The organism is Bacillus sp. LQ16 (genome assembly GCF_057784645.1).
In genome coordinates, this window is record NZ_CM173491.1 from 3,444,835 (window position 1) to 3,468,762 (window position 23,928).

Genomic DNA, 23,928 nt, shown 5'->3' on the forward strand with positions numbered 1-23,928 from the left:
TTCTTAAATTATTTTTTGTTCCCACTGCATTGCTTTTAATTCACCTGATCCAGCTACTACATAACCATCTTTTTGATTAACAATGCGCCATCCGTGCCCTTTAACTGAATCACATACTGTAACAATACCTTCGTCAAGAAGTACACGGCACACACTACTAATACCCGCCTTATTTTGCGTTGAAGTTGTATATAAGACATGTTGGTCTACACTTAAGTCTAAATAACTACTTGCTTTCTGCTCACTTTGACATGTATGCCAATATATTTTTTCACTCGCAATACTGTCATCTATTTTACAATAAGAAATATTCCCGCTAACTCCCTTGCACGATCCACTTGCCGCTACTAAATAAGAATTGTGTAAAGTCAACGCAGAGATCATTTGATTCATTGTAATTTTAATCCTCTTTAATTTACGTGTCTTCAAATCAAAGAGCCAAACACCACCATACTTAGCATGTATTTTCGTACCAATAAATAAGTAATGTTTATATAAAAATAATGATCGAATAGACGGTGCTGCACTGCCATACTCAAGAAACGGATGAATAGTCTCCCATGTCGAACCGAAATTATTAGAAAGATACAGCGTTTTTTCTCCATGAGCAACAACAGTTCCTTGTACATTGCTACATACATTCCAACTTGTTGCTTTTGTTGGAAAACGCTGAATTGTCCAGTTCTCTCCACCATTCATACTACGAATAAAAATCCCTTCGTCACCTACACCATAAACTACATTATCTTCGCTATGTAAATCCCTAATTCGTTTTTGAAAACCATTTAAAATTCGTTTCCATTCTCCGTCTTGTTCAACAAATAAGCCATTATATGTAGTAGCTAACAACAGTTTTCCATCTCTTAACTTTGTAATAGCAGTTGCACTTAACATCGTCTCCACGTTGACACTCCCATTCTTAGAACTTCTCAGCAAATGCAATTGCAAAATTACTGCATTTTTCAACATCCTCTTGATCTTCTGGAGCTAATTCAATTTTCAGCCCTTCTTGTACAAGCTCTGCACCTCGTTCTACAAGGCGTTCTTCAAATATCGTTACCGCTTCACAAAACAGTTCATACGCCGTATCACCTGATCCGAATACCGCTACCTTTTTCCCAGCTAAATCTATATTTTCTAAGTCCTCATGAAAATCTTCCGCTTCAAATGGTAATTCACCATCGCCCCACGTATAAGATCCTAAAATGATTCCATCATAAGCTAATAATTCTTCAGCATCCATGCCTTCCATCTCTTGCAATACTACTTCATGATCAAAAGCATCTAAACTAACTTTAATTAAATCAGCAATACTCTCTGTATTTCCTGACATACTTGCATAAGCTATTAAAATTTTTGCCACTTTGGCATCCCCCTCTAACAATAAATGATTCTCATTCTCATTATATTAATAATGAGAATCAATTTCAATTGATTTTTTTCTACTTTTATTTACATTTCACATTACTTATTTCAAATAAAGTGAAACTTTAATGAGTCCTCACCAATCAGGATTTTTCAGACAGCCCACAAATAGAGGAATAAAAAAAAGCACAGATGACTATACAATCATCTGTGCTTTTTTATTACTTTTTAAAAATACCAAAAGGCTTCCCTACTGGTAAAACAACTTTTCCGAAGTGTGTGTTTAACACTGCTGCTGCTGAACCATAGAAAGATAATAATGAAATAAGAAGTTCAGAATATGCTGCTAAATTATGCATTGCGTGCGGCATAACACCTAAAGTACTTAATGAAAGACCAATAAATAAGAAATCAATAAGGACGAAGATCATAAATAATACTTTATGTGTTTCCATTGCACCAATCGTCATAAAGATTGTGAAAATCAAATATCCGATAAAGGCTACACCAAGCTGTTTTGAATCTGCAGCTTGTGCTAATTTTTCGCCAAATACTCCAAGTTGAATTAACCAAGTCATTCCAACACCTAACCAAAATAGGCCGTACGCACCAAATGCTGTCGTACCGAATGTATTGTTATGCTTTGCATCGTGAATGCAAGCAAAGATTTGTGCAAATCCTCCTAAAAAGATTGCCCATGGTAATACAAGTGAAACGCCATCTGTTAAGCCTAACTTTTGAGATGATGCTACAAGTGTTACCATCGCTAATCCAAATAGACCAATTCCAGATGGATCCGCTGTTGTCATTTTCACATGATGTGTAGTAGTTTGATTGCTCATATAAACCTCCTGATTATAAACATACTCGAATACAATACTTAAATCAGAAGCCTATGTCAATGGTTTTTTTTGTATGTTGTCAGACGTTATATTTTATAATGATTAAATATATTTCCGACCACTTCATAAGGTTTTATATTCACTTTTTCCAACTCGTTTATCGGTAGCCATAACGGAATATAACTTCCTCTACCTTCCCGCTGAAATTCCTCAGCTGTTCCACTTCCGAACACTCCACCTGTAATATAGGCACCATAATAATATTCATTTCCTTTATATTTTACCTTTGCAATAAGGTTCTTCACTTTTATATGTAGCCCTAATTCTTCGTATACCTCTCTTTTCGTTGCCTCTTCAGGCGTTTCACCTTCCTCAATCCCTCCGCCAGGAAAAACATAATATATTTCCTCTTCTCGAATACGTTTTATAAGAGCGATTTTCCCTTCCTGTACAATAATAGCCGCCCCGCGATTTCTTATCATTTTATTTCCTCAATACGAATCGCGACTGTTCCCCACTCTTTTTCTTGTTCTTTCGTATATATTTTGTATGTACTTTCTAACATTTCCTCTAAACTATCATTTTCACAATCCAATAATTTTTTATCAATTTGTTCATACATAGATTTAAAGCTCTCGTATCGCTTTATTTCCGTTACTTTTACCGTCATCATTTCTGTTGTCGTAAGATTCGTAAATACGATTTCATCACCTTTGTTTATTAGTTGACGTTTTTTATCGTATAGGCGTACTTCATATACTTTTTTTCCTGATTGAATTGACTGAAACGGTTTATTATATAAACCCATTTCGTATCGCATACATCCCACTCCCTTTTGTTCATTTCACCTATTAATACAGTTCACATTACTACATCTTGCATATAATATTCCATACGTATCGCTTAATTGAGAAAGGAGGCTGAAGAAGCATGTTATATTTAAATCAAAAACCTGAATATAATAAATATGATATTGGTGATTATACTTATAGTAAAGTAGGGCCAACCATTTTTTCTTGGAACGATGAAACAAAATTAAAAATAGGTAAGTTTTGTTCATTAGCAGAAGAAGTCGTTTTCATACTTGGCGGTGAACATCGCGCAGACTGGATAACGACTTATCCATTTAATGCACTTTTTGATGAAGGAGCACATATTACTGGTCACCCTTCTTCAAAAGGTGATATCGTAGTCGGCAATGATGTATGGATTGGTTATCAATCCTGTATTTTATCTGGTGTTACAATTGGTAACGGGGCCATTATCGGCGCCAGGAGCGTTGTTACAAAAGACGTACCCCCGTATGCAATTGTAGCTGGTAATCCTGCAAAATTTGTTCGATATCGTTTCCCACAAGAAACGATTGACAAACTAGAGAATCTCGCATGGTGGGACTGGGACATTTCTGTTATAAAAGGAGCCATTCCATTACTACTCTCCGACAAAATCGACGAATTTTTCACCTCGCCCGAAAATGAATCTATATGATTAAAACAAAAAGAGCATCCAATTATTTTCCAGGATGCTCTTTCTGTTTTTATTTTTTATGTCCATGCAAATGATTACACGGAGAACATTGAAATGGAATCTTATCTAAGCAATTAAAGTTTGTTTCGCAAATTTGTTCAATCGTTGGAACAAATGGAATGACAACTATGTTACTTTCTACTATTTGTGTAACAGGTGGCAATACTGTGCCTACTTGATGTTCAAAACGAATACTCGCTTGATTTATATAATTTCCTGAACCATTTGGCGCGCTCTGTACTGCTACTTGGAACGAAACTGTCCTTGCTTCACCAGGATTTAAACTTCCGATAAGAAACCCTACTGCCGGGCTTACATTCGGCACTGGCGTATTATCAACTGTTACACTTCCAGGAACAAATCGAACACTACTATCTAACATATCTTGAAAACGAATATTTTGCATTACAGTATCACCCGTATTTGTGATGACTGTCGTAAACGTAATGACATCTCCAATTGTTGCTACCTGTAAATCTGCCGTTTTTACGACTGTCGTTGAGACATTTTGAGGAATAAACGGGATAACAACTGTATTACTATCACCTTCAACTACTACTGGCGGCTCATTCGGATTTACAGTTGCAAGCCCATTCGCTGTAGCAGTATTTGTAACTAAATTATTTACTTGCCCTCCTATTATTACAACTTGGAAATTAATAATTGCTGCATCATTTGGCTGAAAATCACCTAACGGAATACCAGTATTCGGATTAGCAAATGGAAGAGGTACATCATTTACCGTTACCGTACCATTTATAAATAGCGTATTCGGATCAATGATATCTGTTAACACAATATTGGTCACAGGAACTGTACTATCATTTATAACAGCGATTCCGTAAGTGACAACATCCCCTATCATTGCTACTTCAAAGTTTGCTCCTTTTGCAACAAATAAGATTGCAGTATTTACCGTCACTATAACTGTATTGCTTGTATCCATCACTGTAACTGGCGGCTCCCCTGGTACTAAAATATATTCTGCTAACGCCCCAGCAACGTTCACTACTGTACCACCATCCGGAAAACTTGTAATCGTAGCTTCATATGTTACAAGTGCCGTCTCACCAACTGGTATATCAGGTATCGTAAATCCAATCTGCGGATTTAACCCCGGTTGCGGAACCCCATTTATCGTTACACTATTTGGAACGAAATCAGCTTCCTGAGATAGCACATCGATAAATTGAACATTCATTGCATCAGCAGTACCAGTATTTAATATACGAACAGTATACGTTACCGTTTCTCCTACACCAACAACTGAATGGTCTACTTCTTTTAGCATATCTAAGCTGCCTCTATTTACCGGCGTAACCGTCGTATTACTTGAATTTGTAATTGTAGACGGAGGTTCTCCTGGAATCAATTCGAAATCACCCGTTACTCTTGCTGTATTCATAATGCTACTAGAAGGCGGAACTGCGATTACATTTACTTCAAATGTAATTAATACACTATCCCCTACTGCAAGATCAGGCAATGCAAAGCCTACAAATGGATCTAAACCTACTTGCGGAATCCCATTTATTTGTACACTTCCAGGAACGAATTCTAAACTAGGTGATGGAACATCGATAAACTGAACATTCGTTGCTGTTACCGTTCCCGTATTTGTAACTTGCACACTATACGTTAACGTATCTCCTAATCGTGTCGCTTCTTTATTTACAGATTTTATAACGCTGAATCGTCCTCTATTCACTCTAGTTATCGTCGTATTACTCGGCTCTGTTACTACAACTGGTGGTTCTCCTGGCACTAAAGTAAAGCTTCCTGTTATATTTGCAACGTTCGTAATTGTTCCTGATGACGGGATGTTTGTAACTGTCGCTTGAAACGTCACTATAACTATTTCACCAACTGGGATATCTCCAACTCCAAATCCAGTAATCGGATTTAAGTTTGGTCGCGGGGCTCCATTTATCGTTACACTATTTGGTACAAATGACGCTCCTGCTGAAATGGTATCAACAAACTGAACAGCATTAGCTGTTACTGTTCCTGTATTTGTTATTTGAACCGTATACGTTAATATATCTCCAACGAGAGTAGCAACCCTATTTACTTGTTTAATAACATTAAATTGCCCTCTATTTACAGTTGTAAGTGTTGTATTGCTCGGCTCTGTTACTATAACTGGTGGTTCTCCTGGTACTAATACAAAACTTCCAGTTACATTTGCCGTATTGGCAATTGTTCCGTTTGATGGCGCACTAACAACGGTTACTTGGAAGATGACTTCTACACTTTCACCTGGATTTATATCTGGAAGCGGGAATCCGTTATTCGGATTGAATCCAGGTTGTAACACACCATCTATCGTTACACTGTTCGGCACGAATGCTATAGAGGAAGGTAATACATCACTATATTGAACATTCGTCGCTGGCACTGTCCCTGTATTTTGAATTACTGTTGTATATGTGATTGTATCGCCTACTGCAACAACCGGCTGACTTACTGATTTTAAAACATTCAAACCAGGCTCATTGATTTCTGTTAATGTCGTATTACTTGTCGTTGTTTCCGTAATAGGCGGTTCTGTTTCACTTACAGCAAATGTAGCTGTAACGTCTACAAAATTAACAATCGTTCCACCTTCTGGTATGCTTGTAACCACTTCCTGATATGTGACAAGTACAAAATCATCGACAGGTATATCTGGAACTGTAAAACCAATGAAAGGATCTAATCCTGGTGCTGGTACCCCGTTTATGCTCACACTTCCTGGTACAAATGCTACACCCGCGGAAGTAGTATCGATAAATTGAACATTCGTCGCTGGCACTGTTCCGAAATTAAAAATCAATACATCATACGTTAATATTTCTCCTACCGTCGCTACTTCTTTATCTACTAGTTTCAATGGAAAAATAAACGCTATATTAATTGTCGTAACGACTAAATTTGTTAATATCGTTTCCGTAATCGGTGGTTCCTGCGGATTTGGTTGTGAAGTAAATGTAACATCTGCATCATTTAATATGACTTCATTATCTGGAATTTCTGTAATCGTCACTTGGAATGTGACCTCAATACTTCCACCAGCGATTAATAATGGAGTAACTGTAAATCCTATTTCTGGATTTAAACCAAGTTGCTGCACTCCACCTATCGTTACACTATTGTCAACAAACGTCGTTCCTCCTGGTATGACATCTTGGAAGAACACATCTGTAACAGGGATAATTCCTACGTTTGAAATGAGCACAGTATACGTTAATACATCCCCAACGGCCCCAGTTGCAACATCAACTGTTTTTGTTGCAGTTACTTCACCAGGAGGAGGTAACGGTATTGTAACTACCGTTGTATTACTTGAATTCGTTGTTGTTACAGGTGGCTGTAAAGGATTTAATAAGAAAGTGGCTGTAGCAGATGCTGTATTTAATACTGCTCCACGTGTAGACGGTGCAACTACCGTAACTTGGAACGTTACTGTCAATGATGTTCCAGCTGCAATATTAGGAAGCGGGAAACCAACATTTGGGTCAAATCCAGGTTGTGGCGTTCCATTTATCGTTACACTATTTGCTACAAAAGTTGTTTCTAAAGCAATTGGATCAAGGAAAGAGACATTCGTTGCTGTTACTGTACCGTTATTTCGAATGACAACAGAATACGTGTAAGTTTCTCCAAGTGCTGCTTGTTGTACAGATGAAGATTTTTGTATATTTAACTGTGCTGTGTTTACTTGCGTCACTACAAAATTACTATTTGTAACAGTCGTTATTGGAGGGTTTGCTGGATTTATAAGAAAACTTGCAGTAACGTTCGATTGGTTTCTTATATTTCCACCGCTCGGAACACTCGTCACTGTAACTTGAAACGTAATCGTAGCCGTTTGCCCGACCGGAATATTTGGTACTGGGAAACCTAGCATAGGATCCGCGCCTTGCTGTACGACTCCATTTATCGTCACACTATTTGCTACAAAGGCAGTACCAGACGGAATTGGATCTTGAAAAACAATATTCGTTGCAGGAACAGTTCCTGTATTTTGAATAAGAATCGTATACGTTAACGTATCTCCTACACCGGCTTGTGGTGTATTTACACTCTTCATTACATTAAGTGATCCTACATTCACTCGCGTCACAACAATATTACTAATCGTTACAATTGTAATTGGTGGCTGAAGAGGACTTACTTGGAAATCAGCAGTGACATTCGCATTATTCGGAAGAACTCTATTTGGTGGTACACTCGTGATTGTCACTTGGAAAGTAACTGTTACCATCCCTCCTACTGGAATATTAGCAAGTGGAAATCCAGTTGTCGGGTTTAAACCTGGTTGAGGTGTCCCGTTTATTGTTACACTATTCGCTACAAAAGTGGTTCCAACTGGAATCGGATCAAGGAATGATACATTTGTCGCTGTCACCGTTCCACTATTTTGTATACGAACTGTATACGTTAACGTATCTCCTACACCGGCTTCAGTAGCACTTACACTTTTCATTACATTTAACCCTGAAGAATTCACGATCGTCATAACAGTATTACTTGGTACTGTTACAGTAATCGGCGGCTCTGTTGGATTTACAAGGAAATCTCCAGTTACATTCGCATTATTTACAACATTATTTCCTTGGGGAATTTCATCAATTAATACTTCAAATGTAACAATAACACTGGCGCCAGTAGGCAAATTATTTAATGGGAATCCAAGTTCTGGATCTGCCCCTTCTTGTAAAACACCATTCACAACTACACTATTTTCAATAAATAATGTCCCTTGGGGAATTGAATCTTGGAAAAATACATTCGTAGCTGGTACACTACCTGCATTTATGACTTCTATTGTATATACTAAAATATCCCCTACTGTTGCAACATCCGTATTGACTGCTTTCACAACTTCAAAGTTTCCTGATTGTACTGTCGTATTCACAACATTACTCGGTACATTGATTGTTACTGGTGGTTCATTCGGATTCACTTGAAAGCTTGCTGTTACATTTGCTTGATTTAAAATATCTTCATTTTCTGGATTCTGTACAATTACTACGTCAAATGTGACTACAACCGTTTGAGCCGCAGGAATATTCGAAAGAGAGAATCCTGTATTCGGATTTAGTCCACTTTGCTGTACTCCATTAATTGTTACAGAATTTGCAACAAATGAAACAGCAGAAGAAATAGGGTCTTGGAAAAATACATTTGTTAACGGAACATTCCCTGTATTTTGGACGGCAATTGTGTACGTTAAAGTATCCCCTACCGCCGCTTGCGTTGTATTTACTTCTTTTATTACATTTAAACCGCCTGTATTAACTTGTGTCACAACTGTATTCGTTTGTCTATTAATTGTTATCGGTGGCTGATTCGGAATAACGACGAAATTAGCAGATACATTTCCGCGATTCGCAATCGTACCTCCCGATGGTGTAGATGTTACTCGTACTTGAAATGTAACAGTCCTACTTCCGCCAGGAGATATATTAGCTACTGTAAACCCAGTCGCTGGATTTACCCCAGGTTGTGAAACCCCATCCACAGTCACACTATTTGCGATAAATGTCGTTCCAATTGGGATCGGATCTTGAAAAATAACGTTCGTTGCAAGTACATTTCCTGTATTTTGAATTGTTACCGTGTACGTAAGAACGTCGTTAACCGTTGCAAAAGCTTTATCCACTGTTTTTCTCGTTGTTATATCAGCTATATTAATTGTTGTAACTACAGTATTACTTGTCGCTTGCCCTGAAACTGGTTGTTGACCAGGCACTGGAGTAAAGTTAAATGTTACACTCGCACGGTTTGGAATTGGATTGACAAGAGGGTTCGATGTTACTCGAACTTGAAAGCGCACTACAGTCGTTTGCGATGCATTAATACTTCCAAGATTAATACTACTTGCTGGATTCGCTCCTGGACGCGCTACTCCATTTACCGTAACGCTATTTGCGACAAATGTTGTTCCAGCAGGGATACTATCAACAAAAATAACATTGTTCGCAGTGACGTTTCCATTATTTGTGACATTAACTGTGTACGTTAATACATCATTAAGTGTTGCCGTCTGTAAATCTACAGATTTTTGCATACTAATAGTTGCTTGGTTCACTGTCGTTTGTACTGTGTTTGAAGAAGACGTACTTGTAATAGGAGGACTACCAACGAAGGGACGGAATTGATATGACACCATTGCACGATTTAAAATAGGATTGGGATTCGGGAATGATGTTATTCGAACTTGAAATGTAACAATTCTTTGCGTGTTATTTGGGATTGTACCTAAATTAATTCCATTAGCAGGGTTTGCATTCGGCTGTGTTACTCCCCCTACCGTAACACTACCTGCAACAAACGTCGTTCCGTTCGGAATACTATCACGTAATACAACGTTTTCTGCACTTCCTGTTCCTGTATTTGGGACCGTAATTGTATAAGTGAGAGTATCCCCTACCCCCGCGACTGTTCTATTAACTGATTTAACAGGATTAATAATTGGACCTGTTGCATCAATTTGAACACCAAAACCAGCTGCTGCGTATCCATCTCCATTTGTAACAAATCGAACCGTTGCTGATGTTTGACTGTTTACTAAAGATGAGGAGGCATCTACATTCGTAATATCCCACCCTTGTCTTCGGACGGCCAAAGCTACCCCTAACGGCTGATTCAAATCTCCAAACGTGCCGCTCGTATCTAAATTTCCACTATCATTACAAATTTGTGACTGAAAGAAATTATTCGCAGGATTTCTCGGTCCGAATAATGCAACTGTAGCATTTGCATTCGGCCCAAAGCGAAGTTGATCTCCAACAATGTTAGAATCACCTTCTTGAGCAGTTACGAGCACTCTTCCTGTAACAGCTCCTGTTGCCGGCGTAGCAAAACCTGAAATTGTAGCATCAACTGGCGGGGATGAAGCATCGATAATTTCTTGACCTGCATATACTGACAAATTTCGAAGTGGTAAACTTGCATTTTGATACACAACCTCAAGCGTCCATCCAGCTGAACGACTGATTGTTGGGTCGGCTGAAGTTCTTGCAGCTGGCACAGCACCCGTTGTATATGTGCCTGCTCCACCTGCACTAACAAGATTTGTTACATTGGCAGAGCGAGCATAATAAAACTGATTTCCTACTGAACCTTGCTGCGCGGTAGCAGGATCTGGCGTAACAGAAAACGTCCCTGCTGGCGTTGTAAATGTAATGTTATCATTTAAAAATGGTAACACATCTTCCGTATCAGTCCGGAAAGTACCAGCCCAAACTAATTCTGCATATAATACACTGCTTCCCGCTGGAAGATTTAAAATTGCACTTGAAGAATTCAATTGCCATTCATCTGTTGTCCCTGCTGGGAACCCTGGTACTTGCAATGCTGTATTTACTGTCGTAAACACAGCAAGTGTACCAAAAATATTACCTGGTGCAGGTGATGTAGGGCTAAGTCCCAGCGTATTCCCAGTAAACGTGACGGCACCAGGTACTGTTGTCGTAAACCTATTTATAAAAGGCACACAATCATCTCATTTCAATTATAGTAAAAAGTGCTCTATACTATAAAATGTAGACAAACTATACAATGTACGTTGTCCAACAAAATTCCGCACATATGGGAGGGGTTTATAAAACTATGCGCTACGTTATCATAACAGGAACTTCACAAGGTTTAGGTGAGGCAATCGCTACGCAATTATTAGAAAAAAATACAACTGTCATCTCTATTTCTAGAAGAGAAAATAAAGAGCTTACAAAACTTGCAGAGCAATATAACAGCAATTTCATTTTTCTTTCCCTAGATCTTCAAGATGTACATAACTTAGAAACTAACTTTAAAGAGATCATTTCATCTATTAAAAAAGACAATGTATCCTCTATTCATTTAATTAATAATGCGGGTACAGTTGCACCTATGAAGCCAATTGAAAAAGCTGAAAGTGAACAATTCATTACGAACGTTCACATTAATTTACTTGCACCTATGATTCTTACATCTACATTTATGAAACATACGAAAGACTGGAAAGTAGATAAACGCGTTATTAACATTTCATCTGGTGCAGGAAAAAACCCTTACTTTGGCTGGGGCGCTTATTGTACAACGAAAGCTGGTGTAAATATGTTTACACAGTGCGTAGCAACTGAAGAAGTAGAAAAAGAATATCCAGTAAAAATCGTCGCTTTTGCACCTGGTGTTGTTGATACTAATATGCAATCACAAATTCGTGAAACAAATAAAGAAGATTTCATAAATTTGGACCGCTTCATTGCATTAAAAGAAGAAGGAAAACTATTATCACCTGAATATGTTGCGAAAGCTATTCGTAACTTACTAGAAACTGAGGACTTCCCTCAAGGCGAGATTATTAGAATTGATGAATAACAAAAAGGTGTGCTAAAATTGCACACCTTTTTGTTTTACTTCTCTAAAAATATAAGCACAGACTCCGCAATTTGCTCATAACCAATTTCTTGATAAATTTTATTCGATATCGGATTCGCTAAATCAGTATATAACGTAGTCGTCTTGTATCCTTCATCTAACATACGTTGACTAAGTGCCGCTACACAATTAGATGCGTATCCCTTTTTCCTTGCTTCTTTCGGCGTGTATACGAAATTAACTGTTATATTATTTTTAGTTGGTCTCGTTTTTGCAGCTACAGAAACAAGTTTCCTATCTACTTCCAAACCAAACAGTCGATTTGTAGTTATTAATGTATGCGCAGTTTGTTTTGCTTCTTCTTTCGTAGTAGGAAGCTTTACGTCTTCACAAAATTGATATATCCACTGTTCTATTAATGGTAATTCATCATTATTTACCGCCCGGAAAAGTCCGTTCGCATTACACTTCTTCTTTACTCTGTTCAGCTCATACACACCTTGCTCCATTGCAACATTCATTTTCTTATTTTCTAATACCGCAATCTCTTCCGCTAATTTCTGTACAATTTTCTTATTACCGATCAATCCAGGAATATCTGGATATACTTTCGTTAACTCTTTTGCAAGTTCCTCAATAGCTACTCCCGAAATTTCAGAAGTTGCAACAATGATTTGTTTCTTCTCTTCTGTTTGCAGAAATACAACCGCAATGTCTTCTCCTTGTTTCGCTATCCCCATAAATATCGGTTCTTGAACCATTTGTAATACACCTAATATGAGATTGTTTTCCTGCTCATTCTTTTCTAGAAATGGTGTAACATCTTCTTTAAAATGAAAAATCTCTTCATATACATGTAATTGAATCATCGACAATCTCTTCTCTCTATTTATATTTTAATTAAGTATTGGCGATTAATTCATTAAATCCCTCTTTTACGATTCAATAATATTCAAAGCTAATGTATTCAAGGCATTTTCAGCTTGTAAAATTCTCTGTTTTTCCTTTTCAAATACATCTTCTTCTTTTCGAAAGGACTCTTTTCGATTTTTAATCATACGCTTCATTTCTTTTTTACTCGGTCCACCGTATACATTTCTTTTTTGAATAAAAGCTTCTGGCGATATAATTTCTTTCCACTCTTTTTCTAATAAATTTATTTTAAAATGTTCTTGCAAATACATATTTACATCTTTGAAGTGTAATTCATGTAGTTCTTTTTTCTGCTCCAATGACATATTTGCAATAGCACTTGCTGCATGATGAGCATGCCGAAATGGAATTTCATAATTTTTCGTTAAAACATCAGCGAAATCCGTTATCGTTATTGCATGTTTATAGGAACGACTTTTTAACGTTTCTTCTTCTACTTTCATCGTTAGGATCACTGCATTCATCATACAAAAAACACGAATCGCCTTTTCAATCCCTTTATATAAATATGGCTGCAAGTCATCTTCCGTATCGACAATATCACCAAATGGTGTATTATGAATCATTTGAAATACTGTAAATGCTTCTCCTAAAGCACTACTCGTAATTGCACGAGCGTGTTCAATTGAAACCGGATTTCGTTTTTGCGGCATAATACTACTAATTTGTACATATGGCTTTGCAACAGTAATACCGTCATATTCTTTCGTTGCTAACAACAAAAAGTCATGAATCCATCTACTCGTATTCGTCATCATTACCATAAGTAGCGAGCTAACTTCTAATAAATAATCCGCTCCGGCAACAGCATCATATGAGTTCTCAATTACAGTTGTAAATCCAAGTAGATGAGCAACTCGTTCTCGTTTAATCGGGAAACTTGTTGTAGAGAGTGCAGCCGCCCCCATTGGAGACTGATTTAAAAGCTGGTACGTTTTTTTCATTCGTTCTAAATCTCTTTGCATCGTATCATAAATTGCTAAAGTATAATGACCAAATGTTGTTGGCTGTGCCGGTTGTGTATGTGTATAAGCTGGCATGATCGTTTCCTTATGATCATCAGCAAGTTGCAGTACACTTTCTTGCAATAACAAATGCTGTTCCATTAATCGTAATATATACCGCCTTAAGCTCATGCGATACATCGTTACACCCATATCATTTCTACTTCTACCAATATGCATATTACTTACAAAATCGCATTTCGCTTCTTGAGAAATTAAATGTTCGATTAAAAAAAAGAGGTCTTCATGCTGCTCTGTATATACCAATTTATCTTTTGGTATTCGCTCTACTTTTCTAAGTGCGTTTAATATAACTTTAGCTTCTTCTATTTTCATTAAACTTTCTTCAGTCAGCATCGTAATATGTGCTTTATGCACTTGAAACATATCTTTCAATAAGTAATTTCGTTGAAAATCAAATACATGTTGTAATACACAATCCACATATGTTTTTCCAGGGAAATCAGCGCCTTCACTCTTTATAAACTCTTCCTTACTCTGTTTCATCACCTTTTCCCCTCTCACCTAAGTATTACTACCCATCATACCCATTGATAGAAAAAAAGTGCCTGTACATAAAAATAAACTCGGTGCTCTCTGCACCGAGTTTATTTAATAAAAGTCGCATCATACTTATCACTTTGCAATACTTGGAAATGTAAGTTTGCTAAATGTTTCCGTATTTCTGCACTATCGTCTTCATTTAAATTGTTCGCCAAAAACACAATTTCTGTACAGTTTCCACGTTTATCCATAGCGTAAACCGCTTTTGTAACCGTCCATGGTGTGTAACCATTCTTTTGTCCAGCATGTCTAAATGTTTTACGGTATTTCTTAGCATTCATGTCTGTTTCAACGATATTTGCCCACACTTTTTCTTCAGCTTCTGTCAAGCCACCTTTATGGTTTGCCTTTTGAAGTAATACCATATAATCATTTGCAGAAGCTGCTGGTAATCTATCTGACCAAATTTTGTCGTAACGTTCCTCTAAATAAAGCGGAATTTCCTTCTGTAATAATGGTCCCTTCTTCTTTAAGCGTTCATGAATAATCATCGAATATTCACGATATTGCTCTTGAGACATTTCTTTTAACTTTTTCTCTATTTTATATTTTGGAACATGTAATTCTTTATGCAAATATCCCGGGATATACAAAGATGAAACGATTGGAAATAGTGGTTGATGTGCAGGAAGTGATAAACTTTGTAAATTTCGATTGATGTTGTCTAATCCTAACAATTCCATTAAGTATTCAGCATTTGCATTCGAACTAAACTTAACCATTCCTTTTGCCACTTCTTCTAAAGAAACCGCTCCTTCAGTTATCTTGCCCGTCTTCTCCAAATACTTTTGCCATCTATCTTGTGCACCACCATCTGTATTCGGCACATAATAGCGATTCACATCGTTAATCGACACAAAACTAGACGAATCAATTTTCCCTTCAGTAACTTGTTTCGTATATTCAAGCGCCACAATTAATTTCATCGTACTTGCAACTGGCAATACAACATTTGGGTTTACAGAATAAACAACTTTATCATTTCTCTTTACTAGAAGCGCACTATTTTTTTCATCTTTATGTTCTTCAATAAAAGATGCAATATACTGTGCATCATCATTATTTGAACTCCACACTTTTTTCACTAAAAAGTTACCCGATATTAGCAAAACAAAAATACCCACAATTACTGCGCATACTATAGTTTTTTTCAAGTAAAATTCCTCTCCTATTGTGTAACTCTTCTCTATTTATCATTTAAAAAACAAAATAATGGAGATGGTCATTTAAATAACCATCTCCATTATTTTAACTTGTATGCTCCTATTATGTCTACGTCATAAATTTCACAAAATCCTCAAGAAACTTTTTATAATGTAACGACCAACCAATTCGCACCCAATTTTTTAATGCTTTTGCATCAGGTTGAGGCCGAAAATCAGCAATACTCTCTCCTTTTGCAATTCCAGCTGTATCTACATCGACACGACGATATACATAGTCTAAAAGAGATGGATTTGCCGCAACCATCATTGTAACGACGTCATGTACTGGGCTTCCTTTTATTTTCGGATTTAACTTTCTATAAGCTTTATAATAATACGTAAATATCGGCTCGATTAACTTATTAAAACTCGTTTTAGAGTGTTTCGTAATATATTTTACCATTTCCGGCGTAATAATTGCTTCAGATGTAACGTTAAGTGGTACTAATGTCACATTTTTAGCATTTTGCATAACTAATTGCGACGCAATCGGATCACCATGAAAATTCGCCTCTGCGACTGGTGTTACATTGCCAGGCATTAAGAAAGCACCGCCCATTATATAATATTCTTTCACATACTTCATCATCGGCTTTTCTAAAATAAATGCCGTCGCTAGTGTTGTTGATCTACCAGCATCGACTATTATTAATTCCCCTTTATATTTTTCAAGAAGATCAAAAAATGCACAAAAAGGCTTTATATTTGGCGAAAAAGTTTTTGGAGGTTTAATTGGCCCTAAACCGTCTGCCCCATGAATTTCTGGATAATACGTTGTAACATCTCCGGATAAAGGAATTTTCGCACCATTAATAACAGGTATATCTTCCCGTCCTGCCATTTGCAATAAATATGCGGCATTACTTGTCGCCTTTTCTTGTGTTACATTTCCATATCCCGTTACTACTCCAACAATATCAATATCAGGATGCAACAATCCATACATAATTGCTAAAGAGTCATCAATGCCTGGGTCTCCTAAAAATAACACTTTTTTCATCGACCTCAACTCCATCCCCTCAGTTGTTATTAATTTATGAATAAACGTGGATATACAGAATAAAAAAGAACAAATTCATACGAAAAAACGCAGTCTTATAAGGACTACGTTCTTCAGCTAACCTATACTGTTTTTTTTACAGCACTCATACTTCCAATAACATAAGCGATAAACGCAAAACAAATTGGGAAGACAACTGTATGTATACCGAACGGATTTGGATAGAAAAGATGAATACACATATATGAACCTACTCCAACGAAAATGGAAGCAAGCGCTCCTGTAGCATTTCCTTTTCTCCAATATAACCCTAATACGATTGGCCAAATGAATGCTGCTTCTAATCCACCGAAAGAAAATAAATTTAGCCATATTAAAAAATCTGGTGGTTTAATCGCCGCTGCATAAACGAGTAGCCCTACAATACCAGTAATCCACAAACTTCCTTTTTTTATCGTACTGTCTGCTGCATCTTTATTTATGTAATTTACGTATATATCTTTAATAATTGACGAGCTTACAAGTAATAATAAAGAGTTTACTGTAGACATAATCGCCGCCATTGGTGCAGCTAAGAAAACTCCAGCTAACCAAGGTGGCAACACTTCCATCGCGAGTAGCGGCATTACTTTATCTGGTACCGTTATACCTGGAAGTACTACTCTTGCAAATACACCTGTTAAATGCATACCAATCATAATTGTACCAACGACAACTGTTCCAATTATTAAAGCTTGGTGCATAGCTTTTGAATTTTTATAAGACATGGCACGCACACTAATTTGCGGTAAACCTACAACGCCAATTCCAATTAAAATCCAAAATGATGTAACATATGATTTCGTTAAACTGCCATCTGCTCCGAATGGTGTAATTAAATTTGGATTAATTTGAACAAGTTCCTGCATAATCTTTTCAATTCCACCACCAGCAATGACAGTAGCAATTAAAATGATTGTCGTTCCAACTAACATAATGATTCCTAATAATGTATCTGATAGCGCGACTGCACGAAATCCACCAATTAATACGTACACAAGTACAGAAAAAGTAAATAAAAATAGTGCTGTTGTATACGATAGACCCGTTAGTGACTCGATTAATCGTCCACCGCCGACCCACTGGGCTACTGTCGCTGAAAATAAAAAGATAATAATACATAACGCAGAGAGTATAACAACTGCTTTATTATTGTATCTCCCTTTTAAATAATCGATAAGAGTAATTGCTTCCATCTTCCTAGCAATAATTGCAAACTTTTTACCGATAACCGTTAAAACGATATATCCTGTTACAACTTGAATCGCAGATAATAGTACCCATCCAAGCCCCATATTGTAAGCAATACCGGGACCACCAATAAAGCTACTTGCACTACCGTACGTAGCAATCATTGTCATCGCTAATAATAAACCGCCTAACTCACGCCCACCAAGAAAATATTCTTGTAAAAATTTATTATGTGCTGTTGCTTGCACGCGTCTTGAAGCATATACACCAATTAAAAATACAACGATAAACGAAATTATCATTGGAATGATTACATACCAATTCATCTATTATTCCTCACTTTTTTCTTCCTCATCGAGTGAAATATCTTGAAATACAAAACGAACAACTAAACTAAGTAAAATAACCATAACGATAAATCCAACGATACAGCTATAAAAAAACCATGCGGGAAAACCTAATACATATGTATATTCACTCGGATCTTTACTACCAAGCCCATAAGCAAATCCGTACCATATTATAAAATTAATAATAGCAAGTCCAAGACCAATTAACGCTTCTCTATGGGCTATTCGAAAGCGTGGATCATCATGATAATCTTTCATTTTTCCCCCTCCTCTCACGATGTATTATTGTACCATTGTTCTTCTAGTTTTTCCTACTAGAAAGCAAAAACAAGCAGGATTTTTTATAATCATATAGAAGCTTCTCTTACATTACATATTTTTTACAATTGTAACATAAATGAAATTTGAATTTTCAGTATTTATTAATTATGATTTTAATTAGAGGCTTTCCATCTAGTTTCCACATCCTTGATTTCGGAATAAGCGCCGTCTCGTACTGCGTTTACATTATATTTTCAAGGGGGTTATACAATGAGTCAACTAGCTGTAAATCTTCATGAAAAGGTAGAAAAGTTTCTTCAAGGTACAAAAAAGTTATATGTGAATGGATCTTTCATTGAAAGCGCTTCCGGTAAAACATTTAAAACACCTAACCCAGCAACTGGTGAAACACTTGCCGTCGTTTCTGAAGCTGGTCGCGAAGATATTCATAAAGCAGTAGTCGCAGCTCGTATGGCTTTTGACGAAGGTCCTTGGTCTCGTATGAGCACTGCTGAGCGAAGCCGTCTCATGTACAAGTTAGCTGATCTAATGGAAGAACATAAAGAAGAGCTTGCACAGCTCGAAACATTAGATAACGGAAAACCAATCCGTGAAACAATGGCAGCAGACATACCACTTGCAATTGAGCATATGCGCTATTACGCTGGATGGGCTACGAAAATCGTTGGTCAAACAATTCCTGTTTCCGGTGATTACTTTAACTATACACGCCATGAAGCTGTTGGTGTCGTTGGTCAAATTATCCCTTGGAACTTCCCGCTTCTTATGGCAATGTGGAAAATGGGAGCAGCGCTTGCTACAGGATGTACAATCGTTTTAAAACCTGCAGAACAAACTCCACTATCTGCTCTATACTTAGCTGAATTAATTGAAGAAGCTGGATTCCCGAAAGGTGTTATTAATATCGTACCTGGATTCGGTGAATCAGCTGGACAAGCTCTCGTTAATCATCCACTCGTTGATAAAATTGCATTTACCGGTTCTACTCCTGTCGGTAAACAAATTATGCGACAAGCATCCGAATCATTAAAACGCGTTACACTTGAATTAGGCGGTAAATCACCAAATATCATCTTGCCAGATGCTGATTTATCTCGCGCGATTCCTGGTGCACTTTCTGGTGTTATGTTTAACCAAGGACAAGTATGCTCTGCTGGGTCACGCTTATTTGTTCCGAAGAAAATGTATGATAATGTCATGGCTGATCTCGTCCTCTATTCTAAAAAACTAAATCAAGGTGTCGGTCTTAACCCTGAAACAACAATTGGTCCTCTCGTTTCTGAAGAACAACAAAAACGTGTAATGGGCTACATTGAAAAAGGGATTGAAGAAGGAGCTGAAGTACTATGCGGAGGAAGTAATCCATTCGATCAAGGCTACTTCGTTTCTCCTACAGTATTCGCTGACGTAAATGATGAAATGACGATCGCAAAAGAAGAAATTTTCGGTCCAGTTATTTCTGCAATACCGTTTAACGATATTGATGAAGTAATTGAACGTGCAAATAAATCACAATTCGGCTTAGCGGCTGGTGTGTGGACAGAAAATGTTAAAACAGCACACTATGTTGCAAGTAAAGTACGTGCAGGTACAGTATGGGTAAACTGTTATAACGTCTTTGATGCAGCATCTCCATTTGGAGGATTTAAACAATCTGGTCTTGGCCGTGAAATGGGATCTTACGCATTAAATAACTATACAGAAGTAAAGAGCGTTTGGCTTAACTTAAATTAATGAGAAAGAACCTGACCTACCTGGTCAGGTTCTTTTCATTATGTATTCCTTTAAACTTGCAGTCCTCCGCTCACATTTAATACTTCACCTGTAATATAAGATGCGTATTCTGATGCTAAAAAAGCTGCTGCATTCGCAATATCTTCTGGCGTTCCAATTCTACCAACTGGAATAGCACCAACCATCTTTTCTTTCACTTTATCTGGTATCGTTTTTGTCATATCTGTATCCATAAAACCCGGACAAATCGCATTACAAGTAATACCGAAGCTTCCAACTTCTTTTGCTGCTGTTTTCGTTAAACCGACAACTCCTGCCTTTGTAGCCGCATAATTTGCTTGACCTATGTTTCCTTCTCTACTAATTGAAGATATATTAATAATGCGTCCATACCCTTGTTGTCTCATGTAAAGAAGCGCTGGTTGCATACAATAAAAAACTCCAGTTAAGTTCACTTGTAATACTTGTTCCCAAGCAGACTTCTCCATTTTATGTAACATTGCGTCTCTTGTAATTCCAGCATTATTCACCAAAATATGTAATGTACCAAATTTTTGAACCGCATATTCAATTAATGACTTTGCTTCATTTTGATTACTCACATCACATCGATATGAGCACACTTCATATCCTTCATCTGATAACTCACGTGTCGTTTTTTGTAGATTCTCTTCATTTACATCGCTAATTAATACTTTCGCCCCTAGTTTTGCATAAACCCTTGCAATCTCTTTTCCAATTCCCTGTGCAGCTCCTGTTACAACAGCTGTTTTCCCATTTAAAAACTCCATTCCTATCCCCCATTTCTATTACTTATACTGTATATTTCGGCTTTTTGCTTTCCAATTCCTCTTTGTATAAAAAAGTCTATTTGTGTCAAACTAACTTTGCAACGTCGCATAAAGTGCAAGGAGATTGTGTCGAATGAACAAAAAGAATTTCAAACAAAGCAAAGCAACTGATGGCATTGATGTTGAGTTCTCTCGCGAACTCGCTGACCACAATGACTTAGAAGCAAACGCACGTGCAAATGCCGCTGATGCACGTCAAAAACGCCCATCAACCGAAAAATAAGGTACATCACAACCTTATTCTTTTCAAAAGGGACCTACTACCCAACAAAATAAACCGAGAGACATCTCTCGGTTTATTTTCTATATTTTTTTGCATAATGAGCCAAAGTAAGCAACGGATATATATGAGCATAACTATGATAACGAATATAAAACCCACCTGGTAAACCTGTTCCAGTAGGATATTTTTCATTTACATAAGGGTTGGAGAGCAAATATGAAATACCTTTGCGAATGACTGGCGTTTCTTTATCATAGTAAGAAATGAGGGCATCTAACGCCCATGCTGTTTGGGATGGTGTACTAAATGGCAAAGTAACAAATCTTTTTTCCACACTACTTTGGCAAGATTCTCCCCAGCCACCATCTTCATGCTGTATATGTTCAAGCCATAAAGCTGCTCGTTTCAATGATGGATCGCTAGATGGTATTCCGAGTGACCGTAAACCCGTCAACACTGCCCACGTACCATATATATAACAAATTCCCCATTTCCCATACCACGATCCATTTTCCTCTTGTACATTCATTAACCAATTTATCGCACTTTGTTTTTGTTTCTCGGGCAATTCATTTTGCGTATACGTCCCGAAAAATTCTAACACTCTTCCTGTAATATCTGGTGTAGAAGGATCTGTAATCATATCACTTGCATTTTCGATTGGTAACTTTGCTAATATACGGCTCGTTACCCCTTTTTCAAAAGCCCCCCAACCACCATCATTATTTTGCAATCCTTTAACCCAATTAACCGCTCGCTTCCAAGCATTGTCTACATTTTCGTTCCCTCTACTTCGCGCCAATGCTCTTAACGCAGCAGTTGTATCATCAATATCTGGAATCGTCGTATTCACATCCGAAAAGCCCCAACCACCTGGGAAGAGATCCGGTGCATGTACACTCCAATCTACTTTCTTCGTTTGCTGTTTTCTTAGTATATACGCTGATGCATTTTGAATCACTTTACTTGCTTTCGGAACTTGAGCTTCTTGCAAAGCATAACTGAGTAAAGCTGTATCCCATACAGTTGACGGAGAGTTTTGCAAATGGCTCCCTCTCTCCATCTTCCATATATAAGATGTGATTCCCGTTATAGCCTTCTGAATAATTGGTGATTGAATAGAATGTCCTAATGCAAGTAAAGCATAAATCATATAAAACGAAGCAGTTGCGTAACTATATAATGTTCCATTTTCATCAATACGCTCTTTCATAAAACGTTCTACTTCCTCATATCCTTTATGATGCAAAGAAAGTGGATACGTTATAATTTTCTTCACGTCACTTGCTAACGTTTGAAAAACTGGAGACCGATCCTCTCGAAACCATTCTCCGCCCCCGCCTGCAATGTGATTTAAATTTGGCAATAACTTTTTCCCTACTCGAAACCTTTTATTTAAGCACAGCATCATCGGAATTAAATGGATACGTGCTGAGCTACTCAATTCAAATATACTGAGGGGGGAATCATTCTGTAGAAACATGATTGGTGTTGGTAAATGGAAGAGTGAAGGATATTCATATTCTCCATGAATTGCTAATAAAAACTTCGTCATAAAATGAGCACGCGCTACCCCCCCGCGCTCATTTATAAACATTTCCGCTCGCTTCATATTCGCATCTTCTTTTGTATATTTTTCCGATGCAAGTAAGGCAGCATAAGATTGAATTGTAGCAGATAAATTACCACCCACTTCATCTTCATGCAATTTCCATATTCCTTCATTTGTTTGAAGTGATGCTAACCTTTTTACAAACGGTTCTATCTCTTTATCTCTACCTAATAATTTTAATAAAAAAATCATATGACAATCTGTTAGTGGCGCTCCTTCAAAACAAAACTGCCACGTACCATCTTGCCGTTGCATTGTTTGAAGTGCAGTTGTTCTTCTCGCTATTTCTTCATGCACTTTTTCATATAATAACAAGTTACTCACCCACCCTTTCGAAATCCGTATAACGATATTCAAAAAGGTAGCTGAATATGTATAAAAACAAAGAAAAGCAGAACATATAAAATGTTCCGCTCATAAACAATATCCTACTCCGACAATAATCCCTAATAAAGCACCAACTACTACTTCATACGGTGTATGCCCAACAAGTTCATTTAACTTCTTATATTCTGTTTGTCTACCGTGAAAAAACTCATTCAATATTTTTGCTTGTTTACTTACTGCAAGCCTTACTCCTGAAGCATCATACATAACAATAATGGCAAAAATAGTAGCAACCGCAAACATCGAGCTTTCCACACCTTCTACTACCCCAACTCCTGTAGCAAGTGCTGTAACAGTTGAAGCATGAGAACTCGGCATCCCACCTGAAGCGAAAAACTTTGCAAAATCAAATTCACCCGTTTTGACTAATTTAAAGACTACTTTCGTTAATTGTGCTAAAAACCATGAAATTACAGCGGCCATAAGCGGATCATTATGTAAAATTGTTTCCACGTTCTCAGCTCCCTACT

At 37.2% G+C, this 23,928-nt stretch carries 19 protein-coding genes; 4 read left to right on the forward strand and 15 right to left on the reverse strand.

Going from position 1 to position 23,928, the window contains the following annotated elements; genetic code table 11:
- Positions 1-3 precede the first annotated feature (3 nt).
- The 5 genes from AC3EMB_RS17255 to AC3EMB_RS17275 form a co-directional block, all read right to left on the reverse strand.
- Entirely contained in the window at positions 4-903 is a 900-nt protein-coding gene (locus AC3EMB_RS17255) for a WD40/YVTN/BNR-like repeat-containing protein (RefSeq protein WP_000449497.1), read from the reverse strand.
- 16 nt (positions 904-919) lie between these two features.
- On the reverse strand, positions 920-1,363 hold the full coding sequence (locus AC3EMB_RS17260; RefSeq protein ID WP_001062759.1) for a flavodoxin: 444 nt from the start codon (positions 1,361-1,363) through the stop codon (positions 920-922).
- A 223-nt stretch (positions 1,364-1,586) separates the two neighbouring features.
- Positions 1,587-2,207, reverse strand: coding sequence for an acetate uptake transporter (locus AC3EMB_RS17265; RefSeq protein WP_000070938.1), 621 nt, complete (start codon positions 2,205-2,207; stop codon positions 1,587-1,589).
- Between the two features lie 86 nt (positions 2,208-2,293).
- A complete protein-coding gene (locus tag AC3EMB_RS17270; protein ID WP_088023544.1) occupies positions 2,294-2,689 on the reverse strand; it encodes an NUDIX hydrolase in 396 nt (131 codons plus the stop codon).
- Positions 2,686-3,027 carry an ASCH domain-containing protein gene (locus AC3EMB_RS17275; protein ID WP_001268365.1) on the reverse strand — a complete coding sequence of 114 codons (342 nt, stop codon included), beginning with the start codon at positions 3,025-3,027 and terminating at the stop codon, positions 2,686-2,688. The genes AC3EMB_RS17270 and AC3EMB_RS17275 overlap by 4 nt, the downstream gene beginning before the upstream one ends.
- A gap of 110 nt (positions 3,028-3,137) precedes the next feature.
- Between AC3EMB_RS17275 and AC3EMB_RS17280 the strand changes: the two genes are divergently transcribed.
- Entirely contained in the window at positions 3,138-3,695 is a 558-nt protein-coding gene (locus AC3EMB_RS17280; RefSeq protein ID WP_000966308.1) for a CatB-related O-acetyltransferase, read from the forward strand.
- Between the two features lie 49 nt (positions 3,696-3,744).
- Here the strand turns inward: AC3EMB_RS17280 and AC3EMB_RS17285 are convergent, their stop codons facing one another.
- A complete protein-coding gene (locus AC3EMB_RS17285) occupies positions 3,745-11,217 on the reverse strand; it encodes a DUF7507 domain-containing protein (protein ID WP_488517182.1) in 7,473 nt (2,490 codons plus the stop codon).
- 116 nt (positions 11,218-11,333) lie between these two features.
- Here AC3EMB_RS17285 and AC3EMB_RS17290 point away from each other — a divergent pair, with 116 nt between their 5' ends.
- Positions 11,334-12,083: a (S)-benzoin forming benzil reductase gene (locus tag AC3EMB_RS17290; protein ID WP_001271067.1), complete on the forward strand. Its 750-nt coding sequence runs from the start codon at positions 11,334-11,336 to the stop codon at positions 12,081-12,083.
- Between the two features lie 35 nt (positions 12,084-12,118).
- On the opposite strand, the gene AC3EMB_RS17295 is transcribed toward AC3EMB_RS17290, so the two are convergent.
- The 6 genes from AC3EMB_RS17295 to AC3EMB_RS17320 form a co-directional block, all read right to left on the reverse strand.
- The gene (locus AC3EMB_RS17295) at positions 12,119-12,952 is read right to left on the reverse strand and encodes a GNAT family N-acetyltransferase (RefSeq protein ID WP_000615371.1); all 834 of its coding nucleotides are present in this window, start codon (positions 12,950-12,952) and stop codon (positions 12,119-12,121) included.
- Positions 12,953-13,018: 66 nt separating this feature from the next.
- On the reverse strand, positions 13,019-14,527 hold the full coding sequence (argH, locus tag AC3EMB_RS17300; RefSeq protein WP_488517183.1) for an argininosuccinate lyase: 1,509 nt from the start codon (positions 14,525-14,527) through the stop codon (positions 13,019-13,021).
- Between the two features lie 101 nt (positions 14,528-14,628).
- Positions 14,629-15,738, reverse strand: coding sequence for a serine hydrolase (locus AC3EMB_RS17305; protein WP_488517184.1), 1,110 nt, complete (start codon positions 15,736-15,738; stop codon positions 14,629-14,631).
- A 118-nt stretch (positions 15,739-15,856) separates the two neighbouring features.
- Positions 15,857-16,789 carry a nucleoside hydrolase gene (locus tag AC3EMB_RS17310; RefSeq protein WP_000756465.1) on the reverse strand — a complete coding sequence of 311 codons (933 nt, stop codon included), beginning with the start codon at positions 16,787-16,789 and terminating at the stop codon, positions 15,857-15,859.
- A 122-nt stretch (positions 16,790-16,911) separates the two neighbouring features.
- Entirely contained in the window at positions 16,912-18,345 is a 1,434-nt protein-coding gene (gene panF, locus AC3EMB_RS17315; RefSeq protein ID WP_001104824.1) for a sodium/pantothenate symporter, read from the reverse strand.
- 3 nt (positions 18,346-18,348) lie between these two features.
- Entirely contained in the window at positions 18,349-18,627 is a 279-nt protein-coding gene (locus AC3EMB_RS17320; protein ID WP_000656237.1) for a YhdT family protein, read from the reverse strand.
- Between the two features lie 273 nt (positions 18,628-18,900).
- Between AC3EMB_RS17320 and dhaS the strand changes: the two genes are divergently transcribed.
- Positions 18,901-20,385: an aldehyde dehydrogenase DhaS gene (gene dhaS, locus AC3EMB_RS17325; protein ID WP_000080279.1), complete on the forward strand. Its 1,485-nt coding sequence runs from the start codon at positions 18,901-18,903 to the stop codon at positions 20,383-20,385.
- Positions 20,386-20,435: 50 nt separating this feature from the next.
- Here the strand turns inward: dhaS and fabG are convergent, their stop codons facing one another.
- Positions 20,436-21,176, reverse strand: a complete 741-nt coding sequence (gene fabG / locus AC3EMB_RS17330) for a 3-oxoacyl-ACP reductase FabG (protein WP_000395038.1) — start codon at positions 21,174-21,176, stop codon at positions 20,436-20,438.
- Positions 21,177-21,309: 133 nt separating this feature from the next.
- On the opposite strand from fabG, the gene AC3EMB_RS17335 reads away from it, so the two are divergent.
- The gene (locus AC3EMB_RS17335; protein ID WP_141241001.1) at positions 21,310-21,459 is read left to right on the forward strand and encodes a YfhD family protein; all 150 of its coding nucleotides are present in this window, start codon (positions 21,310-21,312) and stop codon (positions 21,457-21,459) included.
- Between the two features lie 73 nt (positions 21,460-21,532).
- Here AC3EMB_RS17335 and AC3EMB_RS17340 read toward each other — a convergent pair whose 3' ends face one another.
- Positions 21,533-23,386, reverse strand: coding sequence for a terpene cyclase/mutase family protein (locus AC3EMB_RS17340; protein ID WP_488517185.1), 1,854 nt, complete (start codon positions 23,384-23,386; stop codon positions 21,533-21,535).
- A gap of 99 nt (positions 23,387-23,485) precedes the next feature.
- On the reverse strand, positions 23,486-23,911 hold the full coding sequence (locus tag AC3EMB_RS17345) for a divergent PAP2 family protein (protein WP_000447822.1): 426 nt from the start codon (positions 23,909-23,911) through the stop codon (positions 23,486-23,488).
- Between the last annotated feature and the right edge of the window lie 17 nt (positions 23,912-23,928).

Coding starts and splice junctions, on each gene's coding strand:
- AC3EMB_RS17265 (WP_000070938.1), bottom strand. CDS start 2,207: ATGAGCAATCAAACTACTACACATCATGTGAAAATGACAACAGCGGAT.
- AC3EMB_RS17270 (WP_088023544.1), bottom strand. CDS start 2,689: ATGATAAGAAATCGCGGGGCGGCTATTATTGTACAGGAAGGGAAAATC.
- AC3EMB_RS17275 (WP_001268365.1), bottom strand. CDS start 3,027: ATGCGATACGAAATGGGTTTATATAATAAACCGTTTCAGTCAATTCAA.
- AC3EMB_RS17280 (WP_000966308.1), top strand. CDS start 3,138: ATGTTATATTTAAATCAAAAACCTGAATATAATAAATATGATATTGGT.
- AC3EMB_RS17290 (WP_001271067.1), top strand. CDS start 11,334: ATGCGCTACGTTATCATAACAGGAACTTCACAAGGTTTAGGTGAGGCA.
- AC3EMB_RS17295 (WP_000615371.1), bottom strand. CDS start 12,952: ATGATTCAATTACATGTATATGAAGAGATTTTTCATTTTAAAGAAGAT.
- argH (WP_488517183.1), bottom strand. CDS start 14,527: ATGAAACAGAGTAAGGAAGAGTTTATAAAGAGTGAAGGCGCTGATTTC.
- AC3EMB_RS17310 (WP_000756465.1), bottom strand. CDS start 16,789: ATGAAAAAAGTGTTATTTTTAGGAGACCCAGGCATTGATGACTCTTTA.
- panF (WP_001104824.1), bottom strand. CDS start 18,345: ATGAATTGGTATGTAATCATTCCAATGATAATTTCGTTTATCGTTGTA.
- AC3EMB_RS17320 (WP_000656237.1), bottom strand. CDS start 18,627: ATGAAAGATTATCATGATGATCCACGCTTTCGAATAGCCCATAGAGAA.
- dhaS (WP_000080279.1), top strand. CDS start 18,901: ATGAGTCAACTAGCTGTAAATCTTCATGAAAAGGTAGAAAAGTTTCTT.
- fabG (WP_000395038.1), bottom strand. CDS start 21,176: ATGGAGTTTTTAAATGGGAAAACAGCTGTTGTAACAGGAGCTGCACAG.
- AC3EMB_RS17335 (WP_141241001.1), top strand. CDS start 21,310: ATGAACAAAAAGAATTTCAAACAAAGCAAAGCAACTGATGGCATTGAT.